The sequence below is a fragment of the Bacillus sp. FSL M8-0063 genome (assembly GCF_038005545.1).
In the GTDB taxonomy this organism is placed as follows: Bacteria; Bacillota; Bacilli; order Bacillales; family Bacillaceae_G; genus Bacillus_A; species Bacillus_A wiedmannii.
Map to the genome: position 1 here is coordinate 4,250,977 of NZ_JBBOTJ010000001.1, position 26,797 is coordinate 4,277,773.

At 35.9% G+C, this 26,797-nt stretch carries 30 protein-coding genes, 1 pseudogene and 1 riboswitch; of the genes and pseudogenes, 16 read left to right on the forward strand and 15 right to left on the reverse strand.

Translation table 11 applies throughout. The features are described from left to right. Window positions 1-46: 46 nt before the first annotated feature. The 3 genes from MKX31_RS21725 to MKX31_RS21735 all read left to right on the forward strand — a co-directional run bounded on the left by MKX31_RS21725 (window position 47) and on the right by MKX31_RS21735 (window position 2,391). Window positions 47-559: a gamma carbonic anhydrase gene (locus MKX31_RS21725; RefSeq protein WP_000640203.1), complete on the forward strand. Its 513-nt coding sequence runs from the start codon at window positions 47-49 to the stop codon at window positions 557-559. A 143-nt stretch (window positions 560-702) separates the two neighbouring features. After that, a complete protein-coding gene (locus tag MKX31_RS21730; RefSeq protein WP_064474507.1) occupies window positions 703-1,236 on the forward strand; it encodes a phosphatase PAP2 family protein in 534 nt (177 codons plus the stop codon). Window positions 1,237-1,248: 12 nt separating this feature from the next. Next, on the forward strand, window positions 1,249-2,391 hold the full coding sequence (locus MKX31_RS21735; RefSeq protein WP_064474506.1) for a glycosyltransferase family 4 protein: 1,143 nt from the start codon (window positions 1,249-1,251) through the stop codon (window positions 2,389-2,391). Window positions 2,392-2,673: 282 nt separating this feature from the next. Here the strand turns inward: MKX31_RS21735 and MKX31_RS21740 are convergent, their stop codons facing one another. Both MKX31_RS21740 and MKX31_RS21745 read right to left on the reverse strand, forming a co-directional pair. Next, window positions 2,674-3,276, reverse strand: a complete 603-nt coding sequence (locus tag MKX31_RS21740; protein ID WP_064474505.1) for a molybdenum cofactor guanylyltransferase — start codon at window positions 3,274-3,276, stop codon at window positions 2,674-2,676. Then, a complete protein-coding gene (locus tag MKX31_RS21745; RefSeq protein ID WP_064474504.1) occupies window positions 3,273-3,782 on the reverse strand; it encodes a MogA/MoaB family molybdenum cofactor biosynthesis protein in 510 nt (169 codons plus the stop codon). The genes MKX31_RS21740 and MKX31_RS21745 overlap by 4 nt, the downstream gene beginning before the upstream one ends. 331 nt (window positions 3,783-4,113) lie before the next feature. Here MKX31_RS21745 and MKX31_RS21750 point away from each other — a divergent pair, with 331 nt between their 5' ends. Together MKX31_RS21750 and MKX31_RS21755 are read left to right on the forward strand one after the other, a co-directional pair. Further along, complete coding sequence (locus MKX31_RS21750; protein ID WP_000424805.1) at window positions 4,114-4,293, forward strand: hypothetical protein; 180 nt, start codon at window positions 4,114-4,116, stop codon at window positions 4,291-4,293. 6 nt (window positions 4,294-4,299) lie between these two features. Beyond that, a complete protein-coding gene (locus tag MKX31_RS21755; protein WP_064474503.1) occupies window positions 4,300-4,479 on the forward strand; it encodes a hypothetical protein in 180 nt (59 codons plus the stop codon). Window positions 4,480-4,519: 40 nt separating this feature from the next. Here the strand turns inward: MKX31_RS21755 and metK are convergent, their stop codons facing one another. Beyond that, window positions 4,520-5,719 carry a methionine adenosyltransferase gene (gene metK, locus MKX31_RS21760; protein ID WP_000163111.1) on the reverse strand — a complete coding sequence of 400 codons (1,200 nt, stop codon included), beginning with the start codon at window positions 5,717-5,719 and terminating at the stop codon, window positions 4,520-4,522. Between the two features lie 169 nt (window positions 5,720-5,888). Then, window positions 5,889-6,010: riboswitch (SAM riboswitch) on the reverse strand. 228 nt (window positions 6,011-6,238) lie between these two features. Between metK and pckA the strand changes: the two genes are divergently transcribed. Both pckA and MKX31_RS21770 read left to right on the forward strand, forming a co-directional pair. Further along, window positions 6,239-7,825 carry a phosphoenolpyruvate carboxykinase (ATP) gene (gene pckA, locus MKX31_RS21765; RefSeq protein WP_048540837.1) on the forward strand — a complete coding sequence of 529 codons (1,587 nt, stop codon included), beginning with the start codon at window positions 6,239-6,241 and terminating at the stop codon, window positions 7,823-7,825. Window positions 7,826-8,140: 315 nt separating this feature from the next. Beyond that, complete coding sequence (locus MKX31_RS21770; protein ID WP_258126613.1) at window positions 8,141-8,338, forward strand: hypothetical protein; 198 nt, start codon at window positions 8,141-8,143, stop codon at window positions 8,336-8,338. A gap of 115 nt (window positions 8,339-8,453) precedes the next feature. Here the strand turns inward: MKX31_RS21770 and MKX31_RS21775 are convergent, their stop codons facing one another. Further along, the gene (locus MKX31_RS21775) at window positions 8,454-8,837 is read right to left on the reverse strand and encodes an ATP synthase subunit I (RefSeq protein WP_000624934.1); all 384 of its coding nucleotides are present in this window, start codon (window positions 8,835-8,837) and stop codon (window positions 8,454-8,456) included. Between the two features lie 291 nt (window positions 8,838-9,128). Between MKX31_RS21775 and MKX31_RS21780 the strand changes: the two genes are divergently transcribed. Then, the gene (locus MKX31_RS21780) at window positions 9,129-9,350 is read left to right on the forward strand and encodes a hypothetical protein (protein ID WP_000639042.1); all 222 of its coding nucleotides are present in this window, start codon (window positions 9,129-9,131) and stop codon (window positions 9,348-9,350) included. A 28-nt stretch (window positions 9,351-9,378) separates the two neighbouring features. Here MKX31_RS21780 and MKX31_RS21785 read toward each other — a convergent pair whose 3' ends face one another. Together MKX31_RS21785 and MKX31_RS21790 are read right to left on the reverse strand one after the other, a co-directional pair. Next, entirely contained in the window at window positions 9,379-10,284 is a 906-nt protein-coding gene (locus MKX31_RS21785) for a DMT family transporter (RefSeq protein ID WP_098101752.1), read from the reverse strand. Window positions 10,285-10,481: 197 nt separating this feature from the next. Continuing rightward, window positions 10,482-10,805, reverse strand: coding sequence for an iron-sulfur cluster biosynthesis family protein (locus MKX31_RS21790; RefSeq protein ID WP_064474500.1), 324 nt, complete (start codon window positions 10,803-10,805; stop codon window positions 10,482-10,484). Between the two features lie 117 nt (window positions 10,806-10,922). Between MKX31_RS21790 and MKX31_RS21795 the strand changes: the two genes are divergently transcribed. Both MKX31_RS21795 and MKX31_RS21800 read left to right on the forward strand, forming a co-directional pair. Continuing rightward, window positions 10,923-11,087, forward strand: a complete 165-nt coding sequence (locus MKX31_RS21795; RefSeq protein ID WP_081257154.1) for a hypothetical protein — start codon at window positions 10,923-10,925, stop codon at window positions 11,085-11,087. A gap of 210 nt (window positions 11,088-11,297) precedes the next feature. Next, on the forward strand, window positions 11,298-12,161 hold the full coding sequence (locus MKX31_RS21800) for a collagen-like protein (RefSeq protein WP_340981499.1): 864 nt from the start codon (window positions 11,298-11,300) through the stop codon (window positions 12,159-12,161). Window positions 12,162-12,378: 217 nt separating this feature from the next. On the opposite strand, the gene MKX31_RS21805 is transcribed toward MKX31_RS21800, so the two are convergent. Both MKX31_RS21805 and MKX31_RS21810 read right to left on the reverse strand, forming a co-directional pair. Continuing rightward, the gene (locus MKX31_RS21805; RefSeq protein ID WP_064474498.1) at window positions 12,379-13,599 is read right to left on the reverse strand and encodes an ATP-binding protein; all 1,221 of its coding nucleotides are present in this window, start codon (window positions 13,597-13,599) and stop codon (window positions 12,379-12,381) included. Further along, entirely contained in the window at window positions 13,596-14,849 is a 1,254-nt protein-coding gene (locus MKX31_RS21810) for an ATP-binding protein (RefSeq protein ID WP_064474497.1), read from the reverse strand. The genes MKX31_RS21805 and MKX31_RS21810 overlap by 4 nt, the downstream gene beginning before the upstream one ends. 184 nt (window positions 14,850-15,033) lie before the next feature. On the opposite strand from MKX31_RS21810, the gene MKX31_RS21815 reads away from it, so the two are divergent. Next, window positions 15,034-17,064 (forward strand): catalase, encoded by a 2,031-nt coding sequence (locus MKX31_RS21815; protein ID WP_064474496.1) that lies wholly within the window; start codon window positions 15,034-15,036, stop codon window positions 17,062-17,064. Between the two features lie 16 nt (window positions 17,065-17,080). After that, on the forward strand, window positions 17,081-17,890 hold the full coding sequence (locus MKX31_RS21820; RefSeq protein ID WP_340981500.1) for an alpha/beta fold hydrolase: 810 nt from the start codon (window positions 17,081-17,083) through the stop codon (window positions 17,888-17,890). 207 nt (window positions 17,891-18,097) lie between these two features. Here MKX31_RS21820 and MKX31_RS21825 read toward each other — a convergent pair whose 3' ends face one another. The 3 genes from MKX31_RS21825 to MKX31_RS21835 all read right to left on the reverse strand — a co-directional run bounded on the left by MKX31_RS21825 (window position 18,098) and on the right by MKX31_RS21835 (window position 21,053). Next, the gene (locus MKX31_RS21825; RefSeq protein ID WP_064474495.1) at window positions 18,098-20,242 is read right to left on the reverse strand and encodes an LTA synthase family protein; all 2,145 of its coding nucleotides are present in this window, start codon (window positions 20,240-20,242) and stop codon (window positions 18,098-18,100) included. A 272-nt stretch (window positions 20,243-20,514) separates the two neighbouring features. Then, a complete protein-coding gene (locus MKX31_RS21830; RefSeq protein WP_064474494.1) occupies window positions 20,515-20,745 on the reverse strand; it encodes a hypothetical protein in 231 nt (76 codons plus the stop codon). 11 nt (window positions 20,746-20,756) lie between these two features. Next, a complete protein-coding gene (locus MKX31_RS21835; RefSeq protein ID WP_064474493.1) occupies window positions 20,757-21,053 on the reverse strand; it encodes a DUF3986 family protein in 297 nt (98 codons plus the stop codon). Window positions 21,054-21,173: 120 nt separating this feature from the next. Between MKX31_RS21835 and MKX31_RS21840 the strand changes: the two genes are divergently transcribed. The 3 genes from MKX31_RS21840 to MKX31_RS21850 are packed head-to-tail and all read left to right on the forward strand — an operon-like array spanning window position 21,174 to window position 23,756. Continuing rightward, entirely contained in the window at window positions 21,174-22,181 is a 1,008-nt protein-coding gene (locus MKX31_RS21840) for an ABC transporter substrate-binding protein (protein WP_064474492.1), read from the forward strand. Window positions 22,182-22,192: 11 nt separating this feature from the next. Next, the gene (locus MKX31_RS21845) at window positions 22,193-22,957 is read left to right on the forward strand and encodes an ABC transporter ATP-binding protein (RefSeq protein ID WP_098110787.1); all 765 of its coding nucleotides are present in this window, start codon (window positions 22,193-22,195) and stop codon (window positions 22,955-22,957) included. Next, a complete protein-coding gene (locus tag MKX31_RS21850; RefSeq protein ID WP_242289862.1) occupies window positions 22,950-23,756 on the forward strand; it encodes an ABC transporter permease in 807 nt (268 codons plus the stop codon). Before MKX31_RS21845 ends, MKX31_RS21850 begins: the two co-directional genes overlap by 8 nt. A gap of 33 nt (window positions 23,757-23,789) precedes the next feature. Here the strand turns inward: MKX31_RS21850 and MKX31_RS21855 are convergent, their stop codons facing one another. Both MKX31_RS21855 and MKX31_RS21860 read right to left on the reverse strand, forming a co-directional pair. Further along, window positions 23,790-24,017 (reverse strand): hypothetical protein, encoded by a 228-nt coding sequence (locus MKX31_RS21855; protein ID WP_000849118.1) that lies wholly within the window; start codon window positions 24,015-24,017, stop codon window positions 23,790-23,792. A gap of 236 nt (window positions 24,018-24,253) precedes the next feature. After that, window positions 24,254-25,351, reverse strand: a complete 1,098-nt coding sequence (locus MKX31_RS21860; protein ID WP_098110789.1) for a hypothetical protein — start codon at window positions 25,349-25,351, stop codon at window positions 24,254-24,256. Window positions 25,352-25,441: 90 nt separating this feature from the next. Here MKX31_RS21860 and MKX31_RS21865 point away from each other — a divergent pair. Then, window positions 25,442-25,528, forward strand: a pseudogene (locus MKX31_RS21865) (HAD family hydrolase); the annotation flags it as partial. Between the two features lie 71 nt (window positions 25,529-25,599). Here the strand turns inward: MKX31_RS21865 and MKX31_RS21870 are convergent. Continuing rightward, entirely contained in the window at window positions 25,600-26,136 is a 537-nt protein-coding gene (locus tag MKX31_RS21870) for a DUF3267 domain-containing protein (protein WP_064474488.1), read from the reverse strand. A gap of 112 nt (window positions 26,137-26,248) precedes the next feature. After that, on the reverse strand, window positions 26,249-26,728 hold the full coding sequence (gene mutTA, locus MKX31_RS21875) for an antimutator 8-oxo-(dGTP/GTP)ase (RefSeq protein WP_000276386.1): 480 nt from the start codon (window positions 26,726-26,728) through the stop codon (window positions 26,249-26,251). Window positions 26,729-26,797 lie beyond the last annotated feature (69 nt).

Consider the following 26,797-nt stretch of genomic DNA (forward strand, 5'->3'; position numbering starts at 1 on the left):
ATAATTTGATACACTAAAACTAGTCTCTAGGAAAGGAAGGCTTTACATGATATACCCTTACAAAGAAAAAAATCCGAAAATTGCGAGTAGTGCTTTTATCGCTGACTATGTTACGATTACAGGCGATGTTTCCATTGGTGAGGAATCAAGTATTTGGTTTAATACAGTCATACGCGGCGATGTGTCACCAACAATCATTGGAGACCGAGTAAATGTACAAGACCAATGTACACTTCATCAAAGCCCCCAGTACCCTCTTATTTTAGAAAACGATGTTACAGTTGGGCATCAAGTTATTTTACATAGCTGTCATATTAAAAAAGATGCTTTAATTGGAATGGGATCTATTATATTAGATGGTGCTGAAATTGGTGAAGGAGCCTTTATCGGTGCAGGAAGCCTCGTTTCTCAAGGAAAGAAAATCCCGCCAAACACGTTAGCTTTTGGTCGCCCAGCGAAAGTCGTTCGTGAGTTAACAGAGGAAGACCGTAAAGACATGGAGCGAATTCGCACACAATATGTTGAAAAAGGTCAGTACTATAAATCATTACAGAAGTAACTTTTCCAGCTGCCATTAAAGTGGCAGCTTTTTATATAAAAACTAACTTTTTCTTTACAAAACATTATTACTTCCTCAATAAAATCTTATTAAAATAAAAGCTAATATCTCCATATATATGTAAACGAGGGAGGAGAATTTTCATGAAGGTCAGTGGACTGTATAAAATAGAATGTTACATTTTCAAAGGAATTAACCGATACTTTGATCAAAAAACATTAAATATCTTTTTCAGCAATATTACTCATATCGGTGGTGCTACTTTCTCAATCGCACTCACACTTTTCTTTTTAATTTTTGCAAAAGGGACTTTGCATCAAGCTGCAATCGCAACTGCTATTTCTTTGGCAATTAGCCATATTCCTGTGCAAATATTAAAAAGATGGTATCCGCGAAAACGCCCTTATTTAACAATTCAGGAGGCGAAATATCCAGTCCATCCATTAAAAGACCACTCTTTCCCGTCTGGTCATACAACAGCCGTTTTCTCTGTCCTTATTCCATTTATTTGCTATAATCCAAGCTTATTTGCTTTTCTATTACCGTTAGCATTATGCGTTGGTATTTCTCGTATTTATTTAGGGCTTCACTATCCGTCTGATGTATTCGTCGGTATGTGCCTCGGCACTTGCTCTGGCATCATCTCTTTTTATCAATTCATCCCACTTTTCACATAAAGGAGTGATATGATGAGAGTCGCCATTTTTACCGATACTTTTACGCCACAAGTCAACGGGGTTGCGAAAACACTAGAACGATTAACACGTTACTTTCAGAAAGAAAAGATCGCCTATTCTGTTTTCGCCCCTCAGCATACAGCTGAAGATAATTTCGTAGCTAATGTGAACAAGATGAGAAGTATCCCGTTAACAATATTATATCCAGAATGCCGATTTTCTTTTCCTACTCCGCGCATTAAACGAGAACTTCTTTCCTTTAAACCTGACATTATTCACATTGCCACACCTTTCAACATGGGACTTTGTGGATTGTATTATGCAAAAAAGTTAAACATCCCAGTTGTCGGTTCTTATCATACTGATTTCGATGCTTATTTACGCTATTATAAAATTGAATTTCTCTCTAATATGCTTTGGAACTATTTAAAATGGTTTCATAGTCACATGCAAAAAAATTTCGTTCCTTCTTTTGAAACGTTACACCAACTAAAAAATAAAGGCTTTCAAGCCCTCTCCATATGGGGACGGGGTGTAGATTGCACACTCTTTCATCCATCTTACAATACAGAGCTATTCCGAAAAAAATATAATATTACAGCAAAGTATGTCCTTTCCTATGTTGGACGGATTGCCCCTGAAAAAGATATTGATACGTTGCAACACCTTATCGTACAAACAGCACATACTCGAAACGACATTCATTGGCTCATCGCAGGAGACGGTCCTCTAGCAACAAATTTGCGTGAAGCTGTTCCGAAAACAAATGTCACTTTTACTGGATATTTACAAGGTAAGGATTTAGCTGAAGCATATGCTTGTTCTAACATCATGGTATTTCCATCCGCTACTGAAACGTTCGGAAATGTCGTACTCGAATCACTTGCATGCGGAACACCTGTCATTGGTGCAAATAGTGGCGGGGTTAAAAATATTATTACAGATGGAAAAACGGGAGTTCTTTGCCCCTCCAAACATGCGGATGCATTTCTATCATCCATTTATTCTTTATTGCAAAATGAAGAGCAACTTACGCAAATGGGCATAGCAGCTTCATCTTATGCGAAATCAAAAAGCTGGGATGAAATCTTTCGTGGCTTACTTGACCAATATGAAGAAGTCCTTCAGAGCACTGCATCAGAATTACTCGCTTAAACAGAAAAACCCTCTTCATAACATGAAGAGGGTTTATTACATAACTGGAAATTTTAGTTTAATAAATGATACATAAGGTGAAGTATCACATTATTCTTATATTCATTATAACAAAAAGATACATAACTAAACAGACTTGTAATAAAAACCCATAAAAATAAATATATGGTTATACAGTATTTTTTACTGTATAATGATTTTAAGAAATTCCCCTTAAAATCAACTTACTCACATACCTTTATACAGTAATTGTTCCCCAATTTCTGTATATCAAAAAACCTTTCATTCATTTGAAAGGTTTTTTTGAGCCTGCACATATTCTTCTTTCGTATTTACATTTATAAACCAATCCGCATTCGCTTGTATATCTTCACCAGCAATATATTTCACATTACATTGCGATAAAAGCTGGCCCATACTTCTTTTTTCTTCCTGAAGTAAAGTATACATTTTTTCTTTCACACGGTTATGGTACGCTGCAAGTAACGGTTGTTTTCTTCCATTAATAATAGGTACAACCGCATCATATTCATTACTCGTTTGCTCTAGCAAAATGGTAAACCATTCATGCGAAACATTCGGCGCATCGCAAGGCATAATAGCGTACCAATCTGCTTCTATATATTCCATTCCTGATACAATTCCAGCAAGTGGTCCATTTCCTTTATAATGAGGAATATCTTCTATAACAGGAACTTGTACGCGTTGCTCTACTCGCTCTTTTATATCGGAGTTACTAATGACCACAACTTCTTGTAACGCAGTTGTCATCACTTTCAAAATATGCTCAATAAAAGTACTACCTTGCCAGCTCGCTAACGCTTTCGGCTCACCGAATCGACTCGACATACCGCCTGCCAATACAATTCCAGCATACTTACTCATTGGCGTTGCAACTCAAATGTAATATGACCTAATTCCGGTAAAATTAATTTATTCATCGCAAGGCGAACTGCTCCGCTAGACCCTGGCATTGAAAAGACAACTTTGCGCCCAATTGTACCGCCGATTGCTCTACTTAACATCGCGCTGCTTCCGATATCTTCTAAATAGCTAATCATGCGGAACAACTCACCAAACCCGACAATTTCTTTATCTAATAACGCTGACACTGCTTCAATCGTCACATCACGTTTCGTAATACCAGTACCGCCATTTGTTAATACGACATCAACATCTTCCCGATGATAACCAGCTAACACCGCTTGCTGAATACTTTCTTTATCATCTTTTACAATTTCATAAGAGGTCACTGTATGACCTGCTTCTTTTAACAATTCATGTAATAGTTGTCCGCTCTTATCTGTCTCTTCCGTACGTGTATCGGAAATCGTCACGATCTTACAACGCACTTCTTTTGGTGCTTGTTTTTTATGTTCATTGACACTCATTTTTCATCTTCCCTTTCATTTTCTTGTGAAATTATGTATGAAGCAAAGAATTCAACATGATACAATATAAGTATATTTATCCATATACAGGAGTTTTTTTATGTTTTATAACATAAAACGATACGTACCCATTATACCATTCCTAATTATATTATCCCTTTTTCAATGCATCGCTTACGGGTTCGATATTAACTTTTTAAAATTGTATGTACTTTTGCCTGATGGTGGTATTCTTTACTATTTGACTAGCACATTAATTCCTCTCGTACTTGCCTATATAATAGATTTTATTTTTAAACGTTCTATCTCTAAATAAGGAGGTCTACATATTATGGAACTTTATAAAAAATTAACAACAACATTCATCCTCTTATTCGTCGCTTCCATTACTGTTGGCTTTTCTCTAAAAGGCGCAATTCCATACGCTACATTAGTAAGCATTATATTCGCAACCCTATTTTTACTAAGCAGTGCCTTTTGCGCGGGTAAAGCACGTCAAATGAAAGGTTGATTACATATGTTCAAGAAGAAACCAATCCTTTGTAAATCATGTAAAAAGGAAATACAAACATATGAAAAAGCATGGATTCATATGCCATTTCCGGCAAGTGGTATGACAAATGTGAGAAAGTATATTGAGCTAGATGGAGAAGTTTATTGTGGTTCTTGCATCCAAGTAGTAAATAAAACAAAATAAAAAAGCTTTGCGCTCACCGCGCAAAGCTTTTTTTCATATATTATAGACCAGCTTGCTCTTTTAAAGCTGCAGCTTTGTCTGTACGTTCCCATGATAGATCTACATCAGTACGTCCGAAGTGGCCGTAAGCTGCTGTTTGTTTGTAAATTGGGCGACGTAAGTCTAGCATTTTAATAATACCAGCTGGGCGAAGATCGAAGTTGTTACGAACTAGTTCTACTAGTACGTCTTCAGATACTTTACCAGTGCCAAATGTATCAACTGAAATTGATACTGGTTGTGCTACACCGATTGCGTATGCAAGTTGTACTTCTGCTTTGTCAGCAAGACCAGCTGCTACGATGTTTTTCGCAACATAACGAGCTGCATATGCTGCAGAACGGTCAACTTTCGTTGCATCTTTACCAGAGAATGCACCGCCACCGTGGCGAGCGTATCCACCGTAAGTATCAACGATGATTTTACGTCCTGTTAAACCAGCATCACCTTGTGGTCCACCAATTACGAAGCGGCCAGTTGGATTAATGAAGAATTTCGTTTCTCCATCCATTAATTCTGCTGGAACTACAGCTTTAATTACATGCTCTTTTAAATCGCGATCGATTTCTTCCCATGTAACATCTGGATGATGCTGTGTAGAAATTACGATTGTATCTACACGTACAGGTTTACCATTTTCATCATACTCAACTGTAACTTGCGTTTTTCCATCCGGACGTAAGTATGATAATGTGTCATCTTTACGTACTTCAGTTAAACGGCGAGCTAATTTGTGAGCAAGTGAGATTGGAAGTGGCATTAATTCTTGTGTTTCATTACATGCGAAGCCAAACATTAAACCTTGGTCTCCCGCACCAATTGCCTCAATCTCAGCGTCAGTCATTAGACCTTCGCGTGCTTCTAGCGCTTGGTCAACACCCATAGCGATGTCAGCAGATTGCTCATCGATAGATGTTAAAACTGCACAAGTTTCTGCATCGAATCCGTATTTTGCGCGTGTGTAACCAATGCCTTGAATTGTTTCACGAACGATTTTTGGAATATCTACGTAAGTAGAAGTCGTAATTTCCCCCGCTACCAATACTAAACCAGTTGTTACAGTTGTTTCACAAGCTACACGTGCATTTGCGTCCTTTGATAAGATCGCATCTAAAATTGAATCAGAAATTTGGTCACAAATTTTATCTGGATGTCCTTCAGTTACAGACTCAGATGTGAACAGATGACGTTTTTTTGTCATGTGGTAAACCTCCCTACAGTAATTGTATATATTGTACGGAACTCATCCTTAATTTGCCACAAACTGCGACATACATTTATTCTCCCACACAAGCATACAGAAAAACCTTTCCTACTTTACATAGAGGAAAGGTTTAATTTGCTACTTGCATACTGCTTTTTGCCCTTTGCTCTTATCGTTCGAGACCGTTAGCCTCGCACAGGTTTTAGCACCTATTCACCTGTATTTACCACTACAAATGAGGTTGCTGGGCTTCATCGGGCCTGTCCCTCCGCCAGCTCGGGATAAGAGAGTATCCGTCCCAACCTATACTAAAGAAATGATATTCATTTGTCAATTAATATTCACATTTTCCTGAAAGTTTTTCTCAATACGCCTGGAATGAAATATTAATAAGGAAATAATACATTCACACAAACAAAAAGAAATAAATAGTATACATTATTTATATAATTGTGTTATACTCTTGTTGGGGATTACGAGAAATATTTCATTAAATGAAAAGGATGGTATATAAATATGAGTACTGTGAATGTCCAAATTGGTTTACACGAATTATTGAACGGAAGCAATGCACAGATTCAACTAAGTGTTCCGCAATTAGTGGAAAAAGTATTAATGCGAAATGAAGGGAAATTAACTTCTACTGGTGCCGTTTCTGCTTCAACAGGAAAATATACAGGACGTTCTCCTAAAGATAAATTTATTGTGAAAGAAGCATCGGTTGCTGACAAAATTGCTTGGGGAGCAGTGAATCAACCGATTTCTGAAGAACATTTTAATAAATTATATACTAAAGTTTTAGAATACTTAAAAGAAAAAGAAGAGTTATTCATCTTCAATGGATTTGCAGGCGCTGACCGCAATTACCGCCTACCAATTCAAGTTATTAACGAATATGCATGGCACAATTTATTTGTACATCAATTATTCATTCGTCCAACTGAAGAAGAATTAACAACTCATGAATCAGAGTTCACAATTGTTTCTGCACCGAATTTCAAAGCTGATCCAGCTGTTGACGGTACAAACTCTGAAGCATTCATTATGGTTTCATTCGAAAAACGTATCGTACTAATTGGTGGTACAGAATACGCTGGAGAAATGAAAAAATCAATCTTCTCTATTATGAACTTCTTACTACCTGAACAAGATATTCTTTCTATGCATTGCTCTGCAAACGTAGGTGAAGAAGGCGACGTAGCACTATTCTTCGGTTTATCTGGAACAGGTAAAACAACATTATCTGCTGATCCACACCGTAAATTAATCGGTGATGATGAGCATGGCTGGTCTGATAACGGTGTATTCAATATTGAAGGCGGTTGCTACGCAAAATGTGTAAACCTTTCTCACGAGAAAGAACCACAAATTTTCGATGCAATCAAATTTGGATCTGTTTTAGAAAACGTTATCATTAATAACCAAACGCGTATCGCAGACTATAACGATACTACTTTAACAGAAAATACTCGTGCTGCATACCCTATGCATGCGATCGACAATATCGTACTGCCAAGTGTTGCTGGACACCCAAATACAATCATTTTCTTAACTGCTGATGCATCTGGCGTATTGCCTCCAATCAGTAAGTTATCAAAAGAACAAGCTATGTATCATTTCTTAAGTGGTTACACTAGTAAACTAGCAGGAACAGAGCGCGGCGTTACATCTCCGCAAGCAACATTCTCAACTTGCTTCGGTTCACCATTCTTACCACTTGATGCATCTCGCTATGCTGAAATGCTTGGTGAAAAAATCGAGAAACACGATGCGAAAGTATTCTTAGTAAACACTGGCTGGACTGGTGGCGAATACGGCATTGGTAAACGTATGAACTTAGGTTACACTCGTGCAATGATTCAAGCAGCATTAAGCGGCGAACTTGCGAAAACTGAAACAGCTAAACATGACATCTTCGGCCTTGAAGTTCCACTTCACGTACCAGGTGTACCTGATGAAGTATTAATGCCTGAACAAACTTGGGCTGATAAAGCTGCTTATAAAGAGAAAGCAATCGAACTTGCAAGCGAATTCAAAGAGAACTTCAAAAAGTTCGACAGCGTTTCTGAAGATATTATTAACTTAGGCGGTCCAATCGCTTAAGTACAAACTTTCTGTTGGAATAACCCTTTTACTCATATGAATAAGTGTCGTGTAACCGTAAAGTTTCGCGTACTCACCGACAAAACCCAATGCGGCTTAACGGTTATACACACTTACATAAAAAAGAAGCTTACGTTTTTGACGTAAGCTTCTTTCTATATATTATATAAAGTACAACTTTAATCTCTTCATCTGTGACTTAGCTCATAAAATTGCATACTAATAACCCAAAAATTTACAAAAAAATCATTTTATAATCATTCGTTTTATAGTTTTTTACGATAAAATTTACATATACAGGAAAGGAAGAGGGCTATGAATAATTTTTCTCGTACAGGAAAAATATTATTCAGTTATGGAGCCATTCAAATGTTTTGGGGACTTGTGATGCTTAACGTTAATTTATTTGAGCATACAAGTGAAACGATAAAATACATTATTCTAATTACCGGAATAGTTTGTTGTATTGTATCTAACTTTTTTAAAGAACCTGAGAGTTATACTACTAAGTGATTTCATGTTAACTTATTGGAAGCGGAAACCTATATTTTATGCAAAGTTACGCTTCCAATTGTACTATCCCCCCACCGGATCCTCTATTTCATCTAAAAAGAGGCTTTTTATCTTTTTAGCTCTTCGTTAATTCTTCCTCATCTTTCATACTATAGTAGCCTAAATTCACAACAATTAAGAAATAGCCACCCAGAATCCCTACTGCAAATGCCCACATAACCATATGATGTTCAATTTCGTACATAATAACAGCACCCAAAATAGCAGCTGCAAAACGATTAAACATACCGAGCGTCGGTGCTTTCGTTTTCTTTACGATACTATCTCCAAGCTTCTCAATTCTTCTCCCTAAAAGCCAAACACAATACATACTTACAATCAGTCCAATTCCAGCACCTAGAAAATGAGCTGAAAATGGCGTTAACATCCATCCTAGTAAAAGAAAACCTAGTAAATAATACGATTGAATTTTAAACGATCTTAATGACATACTAATCATGCTGTTCTCCTCTTCAGTAATTTTTATCTATCCAACAAAAGCTGTATAACTCATTTCTTTCGAGTTCATACTACTTAAAATTCATTTCACTCAAATTAAAAACAACATAAACAGTGTGTTTATGTTGTTCAAATGTTTTCAGGAAATAATATTATACAAGATTTCAAACATCATATTCTCATAATTTGTGACGTTTTTCCAAACAATTTTCGTCCATTTATGAAAAAAGTGATATCAATCTATGAACATACGGATATGATGTAATAAGTACACAAATAAAGGGGGCGTCTAATGATTTATTTTCTAATGGCTCTCATTCACCTCATTATCCCTGCACTTATTGGACTTTCATTGTATTGGTACACGAAAAATCATAGTATTTTCTACGCTGTCCTCGGTGTTCTTCTTCCAGGTATTATTCTTATCACACTCTTCCGTATTCCATTTTTAAACTTAATTCCACTTATTACTGCTATCTTATTTCTCATCTTCTTACCAAAAATAAAAAAATAGGAAAGCAGATCATAGGTGATCTGTTTTCCTATTTTGATATAGATTCCCTCGCAGTAGAATGAATTTTTACTTTCTCTGATTTCACAAACCATAGACCGAAGAAAATAATAATTCCACCGATTATTTGTTGAAATGATACATATTCATTTGCCCATACAGCTGCAAATAAAACAGCTACAAGTGGCGTTATATACATATATACCATCGTATGTGATGCGCCAATTTTTTGAATACCAACATACCACATCACTAAACCAAATACTGTCACAAAGAAAATGGAATATAGTAAAGCGAATAGTGTCATTCCGTGTGTAATGTGAAATGGCATTATAAATACATGTGGTCCACTTAACAATAAAAGCGGAATCGCGCCAACTAATGCTGACCATGCGGTAACACGTAGTGCTGAATATTTTTTAATTAATGGACCTGCTAAAACAGGATAAAGCCCCCAGCATATTGATGTAATAAGTCCAATTCCGTTACCATAAAAAGAACTAGCAAGCGAATGCCCTGCTACTAAAACTAATACAGCACCACCAAAGGCAATTATAGAACCGATGAGCTTTCGCGAAGAATACTTTTCTTGTTTCAAAAAAATAGCAAATACAGTTGTAAAAATAGGTGAAATAGAAATGAGTAAAGAGGCATTTGTAGCGGATGTATATTGGACAGTTTCCATAAATAATGTTTGATACAGTACAATACCTACAACGCTAACGATGATTAATCTAGGTATATCCTTTCGTTCCATATAAACCGACTTTTCAATAAAAAATGTAAGGAGTAACATAAGCGGTGCCGCTGATATCATCCGAAGTGCAGTAAACTCAATTGCTGTAAATTCTAAAAGTCCATATTTCGCAATCGTAAAATTAATCCCCCAAATAATAACCACACTTAAAATTAATAACTCCATCCCCCATTTTCTCATGCGTATCCCCTCCGCAAATAAGATTATACAGAAAATTCAATCACATGTACATTTCATTATGTGAAAAAATCTTTGTATTGTATGGAGAGGTTTGCTTTGTTTGATACATGAAATTATATCGGCGATTTTTTAAATATAGCGACTTATACAATAAAAAAAGGTGGCTCCAAAAATATTTTGGAATCACCTTTTCTTTCTTACACTCGAACGTGTAACTTCATATTCGGATTATAAAATTGACTCGGGCTCTTCAGCTGAAAAGTTCCTCCACTTTCATGCCAATCAACTGTTAACTTATCATCCATAAATACAAGCTTTGTGCGATCTGCGATAAAGTTCATTACGCTAGATTCGATATCTACATCGCGCTCATCTTTTTCTGCTACAGCGACTAAATCGATAATTCCGCTCATTACACAACCGCAACCTTCATTATCGTAAAATAACTTTATATATTTCGCTTCATTTGGAATCGTATCCATAATCTTTTTATATGCTGCTTCTGTTACAGTAACGTACATACGTTAATCTTCATCCTCTCTTCTCGTATCCTTCCTATATTGTACCACTATTTTTCTAAAAGGTAGTATACTGAAAATTAAGACTAATCTATGTGATAAAGGAGGTTTTGTATCACTATGTTCAACTTACTGCGATACCCCATCTTCTTAGGTCTACTCGGTAGCTTTTTTATTTCTAGCGGAATGGTATTACAATATATACTTCCTTATTCTCCTTCTATTGGCTGGATTTCAGGTTTTATTTGTTTCCTATCCGCTTCCTATCTTGATGTGAAAAAATAAAAATCACTTTAAGATTTATTTGCAGTGTAATTTTGACTTAGGTGTTACTTTCGGCCCAAAAGAGAAACGTTGTAACGATTCCACTCTCCTCTCTATTTTTGAAATCTATACACAATACGATCGAACACACAAAAATATAGAATTCATAATATGTATATAGTAGTTCTATTTTTAAAACGAATTTTCCAAAATATAGAAAGGAGAACATACATGTACCCACGTAATTGTTTTAGTTGCGACGGCAGACGCAACAGTGGCTCTAACGGAAACACTGGTCCCACTGGTAGCACTGGACCTGCCGGGAACACCGGACCCACTGGTAGTACTGGACCTACTGGCTCTGCCGGGCCTTCCGGAGCTGGTTTCCAAAGTACTACGGCCTTTAGTCTAGCAGCCGCTCCCACCTATAAAAAAGGACAAGTTGTCACTTATACGAGCAGCGGCTATGTTGTAAAAAAAGATGCACCTCAAGGATTTCCAAATGTATCTTCAGATTATATCGTATTAGTAGAAAGTGGACCTACTGGGAACACCGGACCTGCTGGTAGTACCGGACCCGCTGGCATTACCGGGCCTTCTGGAACTGCAGGTAGTCCTTCAGCAAAAAGTATTGTTTTTCAAGGAACAAATGCTGGTTTCCAACGTATAGCGGGTTCTCCTGGAATTGACTCCAATGTTATTCCATATGTCACTGCTGGAGCCGGTAGTATAGTTGGCTTTGCTGCATCTATAAATGTAAATAACTTACCTGCTGCTGTTTATACGATTAATATTTGCAGGAATGTCCCAACAAACCTCACTGCCCCTACCTCTAGTTACATCCTATCTACTCTTACTTTAACTACAACTGACAAAATTACAGGAACTATCGTATTTTCAATTAAACCAACGGATACTGGATCAAGACAAATTCAAGTGTTTAATCCTAATCCAGCAGTAGGTCCCGCTACTGTAACTTGGACTAGCATTACAACTGGAAACTCAGTTTCGAGAGGAGATGCTGTCTCCCTTCATATTACCCCTGGCATTACTGCAAGTGCTGTATACTCTATTTTTTTAATCACTGATATATAGCCCTTACTAAAAAATAATTTATTTAACAAAAAAAGACCCGAGATTCGGGTCAACAAATAGAAATACAAATGAATTAAAACAAATAACAGACAAGTTCAGTATATACTATTTTAATAGAATTAACTTACCTACCTTTATCAGATTGCCTTACTCTCATTCACAATAAAAAAGGGAGACCCCCTCTCAAATAAGTGATCTCCCTTTTAAAAATAGTTTTTCATGATATCGGCAATATAACCTTCACAGTCGTTCCAACTCCAACTTCACTTTCAAAACTCATTTTACCGTTGTGGTCTTTAATAATTTTTTCTGTAACTACTAAACCTAAACCTGTTCCCGTTTCTTTCGTTGTGTAAAAAGCTTCATTTAGCTTCGGAATTTTGTCTTTTGGGATGCCGCATCCCTCATCCTTAACTTGAACAATGATTGCATCTTCTACAGTCACTTTAATCGTAATCGTTCCGCCAACTGACATTGCTTCAATTGCATTTTTAATTAAATTAAAGAATACTTGCTTTAATCGTTTTTCCTCGCATGTAATCGATGGTATGTCTTTACTATAAATACCTTGTATGTGCACTCCTTGCTTTAGAGCAGGCTTACCCATAACTCGAATAACATAAGCGATAATTTCTTCTATATTATGAATTTCTGATTCTGGTGATTTAGATTTCTCAAATCCACTAAGTTCTGTAGCGATTGTATGAATTCGTTCTACTTCTTGTTTCATGATATCACTATATATTTTATCCTCAGGATATTTATTCGCTTGCTTATTCACAAACTTATCTAAATTCGCTAGAGGTCCTCTAATTTTGTAGCCAATAACTGTTGCCATTTTCCCAACAGTTGCTAGTTTTTCTGTTTGTTCTATTTCTTTATCCATCATCTCAAGCGTACGAACGTAAGAATGAAATCTCAAAAACATAATCCAACATATGATAGTAAATACGCTATATAATGCCATTGGGATTAAAACGAGTGACGATTGAATAATGATTCCTGTAAGAGCGTACTTTCCAACAAGTATCCCTGTAACTAACCAAAAATACCTTTTGTTCACAAAGATTGGTGCAAATAAAATAAAAAATCCTTCTACTATATTCCCACCATCAAACTCAGCATCACTACCGTAGTAAATCATAAAATTATGGATAAAATCTAATAAATTATATCCAATTAAAATAATATACTTTACTGCAAATGGATTTTTCCATTTCATAAAATATATTCCAGTACAAAATAAGACCACCATCAGGAAATAAAGCCATAAACCTAAACCATCTTCAAATTCTCCTACTCCTTCTTGCTCTCCTCCTATTAAAGGTACAATAAATTCATAGGCAAGATCGTATACAAAAAATATAACAAAAAATAAACTTAAAAATACTTTCAGCGCCTTTATTTCTTCATTTTTAAATATATCGTCTTTATTCATATGGTAACTCCTAGCTTTTCTCCCACTTGTATTTCATTATTTCCATATTTTTTTGGGAGAATAATATCTATTCTCGTTCCCTTATCTCTTTCACTTGAAATACGTAACTTACCAAGATGTTCGTTGACAATGCGATCCGCTACCGTAAGTCCCAGGCCAATTTTATCTTGCTTCGTTGTATAAAAGGCCTCTTTAACACGTGCTAAGTTTTCCTTCTTAATACCGTAACCATTATCGATTACACTTAGCATTACATAATCTTGTCCTTTATTTTCTAATCGTAAATCTAATGTGCCACCTTGCTCCATTGCCTCCAGAGCATTTTTTATAACATATAGCACGACTCCTCTTATTTTCCGCTCATCGCATTCAACTTCTATCGTCTTTTCTTCTACACTAGAAATAAGCTGAATGTTGGATTCATTCATTTTTTCGCGGACAATTGTTACTACTTGTAATGCAATTTCTCCTATATTATGTTTCTTATAAATAGAAGGTTTACATGTAGCAACTTCCATTAACTCACTTATCATACTATTCATATTTTCTATTTCAAAAATCATCTGTTTATAAACAGGATCCTCTCCATGCTTCTCTCGTTGTAATTGCGTAAATCCTTTTAATGAAGCAAGTGGATTTTTAATTTCATGTCCTACTGTCGCTGCCATTTTTCCGACTACCGCTAATTTTTGTGATTCACTAGCAATCTTAATACTTTTCTTTACCGCTGAAAGGTATTGTATAAATCGATTTAAAATGATGTATGCTGCTATTAATACGAGTGTATACATAATGAGGAACATAAACGCTTTTACTTCCTCTAATACAAATAAATAAATTAAATATTTCCCTATAATAGTGACAAGTACGCACACAAAAAATCTTTTATTTATAAATATAGGTACAAAGAAAATAAGAATAATTTCTATTATATTTACCGCATCAAATACCGCCTTATTATAAAGCATATACGAAAGTATATTAGCCATTTCTATCCCTATGTATGCAAAAATACATGCATATTTAACAAGGGTTGCTTTCTCTTTTTTTATTAAATATATATTCACGCCCAATATTGCTGTTCCGCAAATAACTTGCCATATTATGCTATGTCCTTTATCCATTAGTGATTTATTTTCTAATAAGATTCCGTAGGAAATTTGGTATAAAACAACAATGACATATAGCACCCACAAAAAGATTTTGGCATTCCTTTCTTCTTCTTTATATGATAGAAATTTTCCTTTCACTTCAACACCCCTTCAAAATAATATCTCGAAGAATACCATTTATTATAATAAATGATTTTCATAGACAAACAAAGATAAATCGAACAATTGAGGAAAATCATCCCAATAGAGCGAAGTATCTTCAGACTATATATAAGCATAAAAGCTATAAACAATAATACGTATATTATGGGAGGTGTTTTATATGAACGGCAAAAAAAATAAAAAGACAGAACAACTGGAATCCTTCACGCGTGAGAATGAAGGAAAGGAAATGACAACAAATACAGGTGTTACAATTTCAAATGATGAAAACTCTTTAACCGTCGGCGATCGTGGTCCTACCCTTCTAGAAGATTTTCTTATGCGGGAAAAACTTGCTCATTTTGATCGTGAACGAATTCCTGAAAGAGTCGTTCATGCAAGAGGATACGGCGCACATGGTATTTTCGAGCTATATGAATCTTTAGAGGAACTAACAATGGCCCACTTTTTACAGGACCCTTCAAAAAAAACACCACTTTTTGTTCGCTTCTCTGAAGTGGCTGGATCAAAAGGTGCGAATGAAACAAATCGAGATGTACGAGGGTTCGCTGTTAAATTTTATACAGAAGAAGGAAATTTTGATTTAGTCGGAAACAATATTCCTATTTTTTTCATTCAAGATGGCATTAAATTCCCTGATCTTATTCACGCCCTTAAACCTGAGCCGCATAATGAGATTCCACAGGGACAAACAGCACATGATACATTTTGGGACTTCATCGCCAATAACCAAGAATCGGCTGCGATGATGATGTGGATTATGTCTGATCGTGCCATTCCAAGAAGTTTTCGAATGATGCAAGGGTTTGGCGTTCATACATTTCGCTTAGTGAATAAAAATGGAAAGTCACGATTCGTAAAATTTCACTGGAAGCCGAAGCTCGGCATTCACTCATTAATTTGGGATGAAGCGCAAAAATTAGGTGGTGCTGATCCAGATTACCATCGCCGTGATTTATGGGAAAATATTAATGCTGGAAACTATCCTGAATACGAACTTGGTATTCAAATTCTAGAAGAAGAGGATGAATTTAAATACGATTTCGATATATTAGATGCAACGAAAATTTGGCCTGAAGAAGATTTCCCCGTTAAAATCATCGGAAAAATGACATTAAATCGCAACGTCGAGAATGTATTCGCTGAAACAGAGCAAGTCGCACTTCATCCTGGAAGTATCATCCGTGGTATTGATTTCACCAATGATCCGCTCTTACAAGGTAGACTCTTTTCTTATACAGACACTCAATTGGCACGCGTCGGTACAAATTATCAAGAATTACCGATTAACCGTCCTGTATGCCCATTTCATAACAATCAAAGAGATGGTGCATCTAAATATATAATTGATAAAGGAAAAATCGCTTACCATAATAATTCCTTAGCAAATAACACTCCTTACACTGTCCCCGGTACAAAGGGTGGGTTCGTTACATACCCTTCTACTGTATCAGGGCATAAAACGAGAGAAACAGCCGCCAGTTTCAAAGATCATTTCTCTCAAGCACGTTTATTTTGGAATAGTATGAGTAACGTCGAAAAAGTTCATATTATGCAAGCCTTCTCCTTTGAATTAGGAAAAGTAAAAAGTAAATCCGTCCGTCAACAAGTCGTAAATATGATTGGACATATTAGTAGTGAACTAGCTACATTAGTCGCTGAAGCGGTCGGAGCAAAAGTCCCAAATATTCAAGAATCGAGCGTTACGAAATCATCGCCAGCACTCAGTATGGCAAATACGACATTTAGTCCTAATACATTACGAGTAGGTGTCATTGTTGCAAATGGATATGACGGACAAAACGCGCAATATATACTAAATCAATTCAAACAAGTTGGGTTGCAACCAGTAATTGTTTCCGAACGATTAGGTATTGTACAAGGAACGCAAAATGTACGTTGGGACGTGAATGATACTTTTTTAACAGGATCTTCACTTCTTTATGATGGGCTACTTCTTATTGGAGGAAACCTTGATGAACAGTTTCTTAATAAAGCGAGTTCATTTGTCGTAGAATCATATAATCACTTTAAGCCAATTGGTGCCTTCCAAAATGGATCTACTGTTATTCAATCTTTAAATATTAAAGGAAAGCCTGGTGTCTTACTAGAACAGAACCCTACGCTCCTGGCGAATGAATTTATTAAAGCTATGACGAAACAACGCTTTTGGGATAGAGCATATGAATAGGTTAGGGGGATAATTTATGTTTGTTACCGTCGAGAAAGATGTGCATATTTTTGTGCAAGACGTTAATCCTGGACCCGGTAGTAAAACCGTGTTCTTCGTCCACGGCTGGCCTTTAAATCATCAAATGTACCAATATCAACTCAATGTGTTACCACAGTACGGTTTCCGCTGTATCGCTATGGATATACGCGGAAACGGACAATCTGATAAACCGTGGACTGGTTACACATACGATCGTTTAGCAGACGATATCGCCATTGTTCTAGAAGCACTTCAAGTAGAAAATGCTACATTAGTCGGTTTTTCAGTAGGTGGCGCTCTTTCTATTCGGTACATGTCTCGCTACAATGGTCATCGCATTTCTAAACTTGTATTAGTCGATGCTGTTTCCCCTTCTTTCGTTAAAAATCAAGAATCTCCCTATGGTGTCCCAAAAGAACAAGCAGATACCCTCATTAATCAAATGTATGCCAATATGCCAAAATTTTTAAATGATGTATCTTTATCATTTTTTAATAGAAACTTAGGATCTGCTACGTTAGAATGGTTTTCTTATCTCGGTATGCAGTCTGCTTCCTACGCTCTCATCAAAATATTGCAAGCAGCTGCAAATGAAGATGTAACGAAAGATTTAAGTAAAATTAACGTCCCAACAAAAATATTCCATGGTGTTCACGATCAACTTATCCCTTACAAAAGCGCTGAACTCACGCAAAAACGGATTAAAAATTCTCAGTTACATCCTCTTACAAATAGCGGTCACGGCTCTCCAATCGATCAAGCGGATGAATTAAATGAAGAACTTATAAAGTTTTTGCATTCATAAAAATCTATACCAAATCGTTTCGATAGGAACGCGGTTTTTGAAAAGATCAAAATTCACATATTTCTCACAAATCAATCAATAAAACGATTACATTTTCATTTATACTAAATGTACAGGTAATACTCCCTAAACCCAGCTTGTCTGGTTACCCCGTTAAATACTATAAAAAAAGAACTTGTATCGTTATACAAGTTCTTTTTGTTTGTTCTATTTAAAAAGTATATCTTTACTATACTGCTTTCCAGCAAGTAAATCATATTGGATCATTTTATATTGCTCTAACATTTCTTTTTGTTCCTTTGTTAAATCTGTTATCTCTTCTCCATCTTTATTAACCTTTAACTCATCTCTAAGAACTGGTATTTCTTTATGCATTTTCGATAAAAATTGATAAAATGGTGATTGATTTAATCCTGCATAATCAAAAACAAGACTAGAAAAATAAATCGGACTTACTAAACCTAAATTGTCATTTGGCAAATCGAAATTTGCGTACATTAACAATGGCGTTTCTGACATAATTAATCTTTCTCTTACTGTCTCTTCATTTTCTATATATCCTGATTCTTTATAAATAGACTTATTAGTTCCTAACATAGGTAAATGGTCTCCAAAGAAGACTATTAAAGTAGGTCTATCTAGATCGTCAAGCTGCTCGATTAAATATTGCAGAGCCTCATCCGATAATCTTATCCCTTCTGTATATGCTTCTAATTCCGCCTTCGATTCCTCTTCTGTTAATCCACTAATTTCTATTTTATTTTCTCCAAACATATTTGGCGTATACGGAAAATGATTTTGCATCGTCACCGCATGAATAAATGTAGGTTGTTTTCTCTTATTTAATTCATCTATGATTTCTTTACTCATAGATAAATCACCAATATTGTCTCCCACTACTTCTTTATTTTTCATCGTATCTTCTGCATTAAAATTATCGAATCCCAATGTTTTATATACATCTTCACGTTTATAAAACGATCGATTAAACGCATGAATTGCACTTGCATAATACCCTTGTTTTTTCAACTCACTTGCAATCGATGGAATCTCTTTTTGGCTTGGAACAGCTTGTTGATATGGTATAGAACCTGGCATTAAAAGACTCATCGAGTAACTCGTTAACGCTTCAAATTCTGTATTCGCTGTATTTCCTCCAAATGTAGGAGCTATCGTTTGTCCCCCTGGGAAATTCTCTATATAATGATGTAAATTCGGCACTGGATCTTCGCTAAATGAAAGATTCGTTAATTTTGTCGGATCCCAAAAAGCTTCACTCATAATAAATATAATATTCGGCTTCTCTGCTTTTTTTTGTCCTTTTATTTTATCGCCATATTGTTTTTCTATATCCTTTGCAATTTGCTGCATATTTTCTTTTGAATATTCTTTCGGCTCTTTAATGACTGTCGTATCTAAGTTGCTTAAAAATCCTATAACAAAACCATTCACCTTATAATTTGCGGCTTGATTCCACGCGCGGATGTCTACTCCACTTTTTATAAATATATTATTCATAAAGGTAGTAGGGTAGTTACTATATCCATACAACATAAACGCAGAGCCGCATATTAAAATAATCCTCATAATAATATGTGATTTTATAACCGGAATGTACTTTCGTATATACATAACTACAAATATAATCAAAACAATGCCCACTATTGCCAGAAACATATTCCAAAAACTAAAATACTCCATGACCATCGGTATAACGGAATTCATATGACCAATCTGTGTAAAATCCGACGGGTAAAATGGCTCTCCTCTAAAAATGAGTTTAAAATGGTTCACCATCACAAAAATAAGTAAGACTAAGCTAGTTATCGTTGTACTTAAGAAAACTCTTCCAAGCAAATTATATGCAAAAACGTATACCATATAAATAAATAATAGGCTTAATATATACTGTCCATATTGTAAATACACCCATGTATTTACTACTATAAGGTTCATATCCTCCTGCACTATGATATACATCCAATTCATTGTATGAGCAATTAAAAATAATACAACATAAACTCGAATAGCCGGCCTCAGCTTATGACTGATGCCTTTATTTAAATGAATGATGTATAGTAGTACACTCCATAAAACAATAATGAGTATACTTAGCTGTATTTTCCCATTAAAAAATTCTTTAGTTCTCTCGAATTCGAAAGATCTTAACATAACAAAAAACAGCGTTTCTAAACAGATTGCCCACATTCCACTAAGAATGATAGAAATTAATAGGTTCTTCCTCGACTGCTGAGGAGAAAAACTAAGATAAAATTCATCTCTTCTTCGTTGTCGTGTTAAAAAATCAAAACGCAATTTATTCCCTCTTTCCTTTGCCCCTTCGTCTCGCATCCACAAACATATTGTCCTATACAAAATACCATATTTGTATGCAGCTAGTCTCCCTATGTGCTTGTAATATACACATGTATCCTTAATTTCCCCTTAAAAATACAGTGAAATTTTAATAAGCCCGAACCATTCAGGATTGAACGGGATAAAACTTCTTCGCTCTATATTCTAACAGCATAAATGAACTATGCTTCACAAAATTATTACCATAAAAAAAGAACCTACCAACACTGACAGGTTCTCCTTCATTCTAACAGACATGAGCATATGTATTATATAAGAGAAGACATCCATACTTTCCATATAATACATACAAGTACGATAACTACAAAATCAAAAAGATCTAATCTCGGGCCCTTCTTCATATTCATCTCTAGCCACATATGAATCCATTTTATTTTTGTATATTTTTGAATATTTTTCTTTGCAAATCGATAAACGAGTACTTGCATAATAAAAAATCCGATTACGAAAATGAACAAGAAAATGAGAAAATCGACCACAAAATTCCTCCCTATTTTTGCAGCGATTTTTCTACTATTTGATTTCTCAAAACCCACTCTTCAAATTGAGCACTTCCGAATTCCCAGCTAAGATCACGAGCATGTACAGAAAAAACGTAATGACCAGCATATTCGTCCATAAATCTACCTGTCTCGATCTCATCTTTCTGAAGACCATATGTCCCAAAATTAAAATACACATCCCACACGTCTTCATTCTTCCGCTTATAAGCAATCGATTCCATATCACATTCTGTTCCGAAATAATCAAGATGTAAATGTACGCTATCATCATATTCGTAATCCATTTTATCACCCCTTATATTTGTACTTCTTTATCACCCAAAAAATTCCTGCTATCCACACTCACATATGGGCACTTACCTACATATCATGCTTGTAGAGTGACTTCTAGGAGGTGTCATATAGTGAAAAAATTAATAGCTGTTTTTTGCATCATGTTACTAGCTGTTTTCACATTTGCTGCTTGCAGTAGTAAAAAGGAAGGTACGAAAGAACAAACGCAAAACATTCGCATCGGCGAAGTTACCCATTCTCTCTTCTACGCCCCGTTATATGTCGGGATTGAAAAAGGATTTTTTAAAGATGAAGGATTAAATATTGACCTCCAAACAACAGCTGGCGGAGATAAAACGATGACCGCCCTATTATCTGGCGGAATTGATATTGCTCTCGTCGGTTCTGAAACGTCTATTTACGTTCATCAACAAGGTGCAAAAGACCCTATCATTAACTTCGCACAACTTACACAAACAGACGGAACATTTTTAGTTTCGCGTAAAAAATTAGACTCTTTTAATTGGAATGACGTAAAAGGTGTTACGTTTTTAGGACAGCGTAAAGGCGGCATGCCGCAAATGGTTGGAGAATACGTTTTAAAGAAAAATGGCATTGATCCTCACAAAGATACAAACTTAATTCAAAACATCGAATTTGCTAACATTGCAAGTGCCTTTGCATCTGGTACTGGGGAATTTGTACAGCTCTTTGAACCGACTGCAAGTATATTCGAAAAAGAAGGAAAAGGGTTTATCGTCGCTTCGTTCGGAAATGAATCTGGAACTGTTCCGTATACAACGTTCATGGCAAAAGAAAGCTTCTTAAAGAAAGATAAAGATGCTGCTGAAAAATTCACACGTGCGCTCTATAAAGCACAACAATGGGTTGATACACATAGTCCAGAGGAGATTGCTGATGTCGTTTCTCCGTTATTTAAAGACACTTCAAAGGACATTACAGTAAAAGTAATTGAACGTTATAAAAAGCAACATTCTTATGCGACAAATCCGCTATTAGATGCTGAAGAATGGAAACAGCTCCAAACGATTATGAAAGAAGCTGGCGAATTACAAAAAGAAGTTCCACATGAAGCGCTCGTCAATACAAAAATTGCCGAAAGCGTTATTAAGAAATAGAGGCGAAGTGTATGAGTTTTTTACAAATACGTAACGTTTCTCACTGCTTTTTCGCAAAAGAGAATGCTAAATTGATTCTCGAAGACATGAGTTTACAAGTGGAAGAAGGCGAATTTATTTCTATACTCGGTCCAAGTGGTTGCGGCAAAACAACACTCCTCTCCATTATTGCCGGGTTACTTGATCCAATTGAAGGCATCGTCTTTTTAGATGGTGAGCCCATTACAACAAAAACTTCATCTATGGGGTATATGCTGCAGCAAGATTACTTGTTCCCTTGGAAAACAATTGAAGAAAATATTATGCTTGGACTTCACACTCGAAAACTTTACAATGAACAGACGAAAAAACATACTTTACAACTTTTAAAGCAAGTCGGTCTACATGATGTAGAAGAGCAATACCCTCGTGAACTGTCCGGCGGTATGCGTCAACGTGCCGCTCTCGTTCGAACGTTAGCGACCGATCCGAAAATTTTATTGCTAGATGAACCTTTTTCAGCTCTCGATTATCAAACGAAGTTGAAACTAGAAAATCTCGTCTTCACATTATTACGTAACTATAAAAAAACATCACTACTTGTCACACACGATATTGAAGAAGCCATTGCGATGAGTGATCGTATTTATTTACTACAAGCGAATCCTGGAAAAATTGCAAAAACATTTATCGTCCCAGAAAGCATCCGTTCCTTATCACCGTTAGAATCACGCCACCACCATGACTTCCCATCCCTCTTCCAAGATATATGGAAGGAGCTGGAGCGACTTGGATAATATAAAGCAACTACATGAACAGTTTCGGAAGAAAGAACGTAGGCGCGCATGGTTAGCACGCTCTTTACAGTTTTTACTGCTCATTCTTTTCTTTTCACTATGGGAAATAGCTAGCAAAAAAGAGTGGATTGATCCTTTACTCTTTAGCTCTCCTTCAAGCATTTGGGATCTCTTCCTTAGTAAATGGATTGACGGTTCGCTTTGGGTTCACATATGGACGACATTACTTGAAACAGGAGTAGGCTTCATTCTTGGAACAGTGCTCGGTGCTATTATCGCTACTTTTCTTTGGTGGATGCCACTTCTCGCTCGCGTGCTCGACCCCTATCTCGTCGTCCTAAACGCCATGCCAAAAGTGGCACTTGGACCTATTATCATTGTAATCTTCGGTCCAAATATTTCTTCGTCGATTGCAATGGGGGTAATCATTTCCATCATCATTACCATTCTCGTTATTTACAGCGCATTTCAAGAAGTCGATTCTAACTATATAAAAGTGATGGACACATTTGGCGCGAATAAATGGCAATGTTATAAGCAAGTCGTTCTCCCTGCATCCTTCCCAGCAATTATTTCAACGTTAAAAGTGAACGTTGGTTTATCATGGGTCGGTGTTATATTCGGCGAACTTCTCGTCTCTAAACAAGGTCTTGGCTACTTAATTAGCTACGGATTCCAAGTATTTAATTTCACGCTCGTCTTACTGAGCGTACTACTCACCTGTGTCCTCGCAACACTTATGTATGTGTTTGTTGAGGCATTTGAAAAACTTCTAATTGGAAAACGAAAAAGAAGCTGACTTAGGGCGATAGACTATAGTCAGCTTCTTTCTTTACCTTTTATCACACATCTTTGTTTCATTTGTAACGTTTCCATCCGCAACCGTAACTGTATGGAAACAATCTTTCACACGTACTGTAACGACATTTTCTTTTCGATCTATTACATGATAATCATCATACTTTTTATTTAATGCACTACGAATTTGCTCTCCTTCAAAAATCGGAAAACCGTGAGACATTACCCAAATGAGACCAGCAACCGCAAGAATCGTTTTCATACGTTTCATTACCTCCTTGAGAGTAAACTTATAGTCCCTACAATATGCGCATTATAATTGTGTCTAATTTGTGACATTTTTATACTAATTCTCTTTTAAAGCTTCAGTTCCTTCTTCTTTTTTACAAAAAGACAGAATTTTCAATTTTATCAACATAAAAAAACGCAAAGAACTAAAATTCTTTACGTTTTATTGGCAAAAATATATACCTCTCATTATTGTCATTGTCCGCTTTGTTACTCTATCGTTTTCGAAACATCATATAACCCCGACAACACTTCCGCTCTCATTTTTACAAGCTCAGGGAACTGATAGAAGAACGCAATTTTTTTATACTTTAACTCCGATCCTTCTTTCACCTTTTTTGAATCTTGCAAAATAAATGCTGTAAACGTATCTGCAATATCTTCCGCTACATTTGTCGTTCCATACTGTGATACAAACTCCTCATGCTTTTCTTTAAAAAATTCAATTTGAGTTTCTTCACTTTCTTCCACTTTCATTTCTGTCCACTCCTGCTCAATGTCCTTCCAGAAAGAGTTATAAAATTGATTAATATAAGATTTTTCCTTCGCACATCCCTCTTGTAAGAAAAGAGTTTCACAGTTATTTCGGTATGTTGAAATATCTTTATCTTCTTCAAAATCCTTTACATACTTTTCATCTACTGGTATTTGCTTATACCCGAGCGTCAACACGTGAGCCGTCTCATGAATTAATGTTTTCATCACTTCATCGATATTTACCGCCGAATCAAGCGTATCTAAGCTAAGAATCCAATCTTTCGGATTCTCCATACTAGGCATAACGTGAGCAACAACACCGTCATAACCGTCCGTTATTAAATCAAATTCTGTTATATTCCCGCGATATTGAGCTGGAATGAGAGTACGATACATATCCCATAAGTCTTCATGATACCCTCTATCTTGACGCTGTTGTAGCACCTCTTCTTTCGCTTCTTTATCTTCAGCGAATACTTTATTTAAACGTTTTCGTTCTATTTTTTCAAAATAAGGATCTACAATTTCATCACCATCAATATAATAAGAAGCTAAAAAGAAATAATTTTCGTCATCCTCTTTTTTCTGCTCTGCCCCTTTCATATCCGCATTTTCATGCTCTTCTATATCATAATCTTCTACTGCTTCAAGCTCAGATAATCCATCTATTTTTTCATATACTTTTTGAAGTTTATTATCTCCTATTTCCACGCATTCTTCTTCTGTTTTACAAACTTCTTTTTCCTTCACACTCTTCATAGAACTATCGCATCCTGCTATTAAACCAATTGCGACGATAACCCCTACTAACTTGCCATACAGTCTCTTCATATAAACCTCCGTCGTTCCATTCTACAAAAATATCATAATCAATTTCTAACGAATATGCGATACTTAATTAAATAAACTGTAAGGGGGGCCATGATTCGAGCAGTCTTCTTCGACTTAGATGGAACATTAGTAGATCGGCGCCAATCTCTAGAAAATTATATTAGCGATTTTTACAATATATCGACTTACCGACAAAAGCTGACAAACAAAAAAGAGGCCGTTTTTCAAAAACGCCTCCCCTTCCTTTATTATTCATATACTGTAAACTGCGGTTTACTCGGATGATCTTTAACTTGCGCATCCTCTGGAAACTTTGATACTTTTTGATATAGAGCAATGTCACCGATACAACCTGCTGTTAGTAAAATCCCTAAAAATGAGATGGATTGCACGTTCGTAGCTAACCCAATTACAATTGGCAAAATTCCAGTTGGTAAAAACGGCAGCATTAACACTTTCTTCATTTGCTTTACTGTAATCGCCTGTTTAGAATGAGCATATGCAACACCTAATTTCCAATTAACGCCCCATTTCAGTTCACTCCATGGAACGCCTCCGATATAGCGAAACCCTATTAAATGTATCGCTTCATGAATACAAACGAGAACAATCATTGCGATAATAAAAAGAAACAGGGTTGGTAACGTAATTTCAATTTGAAACCCGCCTGAAAGAAGTGAATGTAAAAAACTAACTCCAATCGCCAGAGCGAATGCTATACAGCATGAATAGAAATTTAATTTAACCATCGAAACAGTAACAGTCGTTTCTTTTCCTTTATCCATCTTTCCCCTCCTAAAACGCAAATATATCTTTACAAAATTGTATAATATACCCAAAATGATGTAAATATATATTTACATTTATTCTTGCACACAAAAAAAGAAACCGGCCACTTTACTTCGTAAAACAGCCGATTTCTTCTATATGTTTCATCGTGCGCGCCAGTACATCGTCACGCATTATAAAGCTAAATTTTCTATCCGTTTTAATATTGTCAGGAATGTCTGTTAATAAAACAGATCCTTTCGTTTCTTCGTAATGCGTATGTTCTTCTACCGCACTAATTGTTGCAAAATAAATGTTTTTAATGATTATTTTGTCTTTTCCAGATACTTTATATTGTCCTAAGTAAGTTAAATCAGAAACTATGCCGCCAGTTTCTTCATGAACCTCTCGAACTGCCGCTTCTTCCGGTGTTTCCCCTAGTTCTACTTTACCACCTGGAAATTCAAGACCGCGACGTAAATGATGCGTTAATAACCATTGATCCCCGTACCGGCATACAACCCAAACATGCTTTGGCTCAGGAGAAAATGGATAACGTTCAAACGATAATTGTACAGTGTTGTGGTAATAATCTTTAAATTTGTACATGCCATTACTCCCCTATTGATGGTTACAAGTTTTTCCTACCACAAATTGTAGCATATTCTCGCTTTTCTG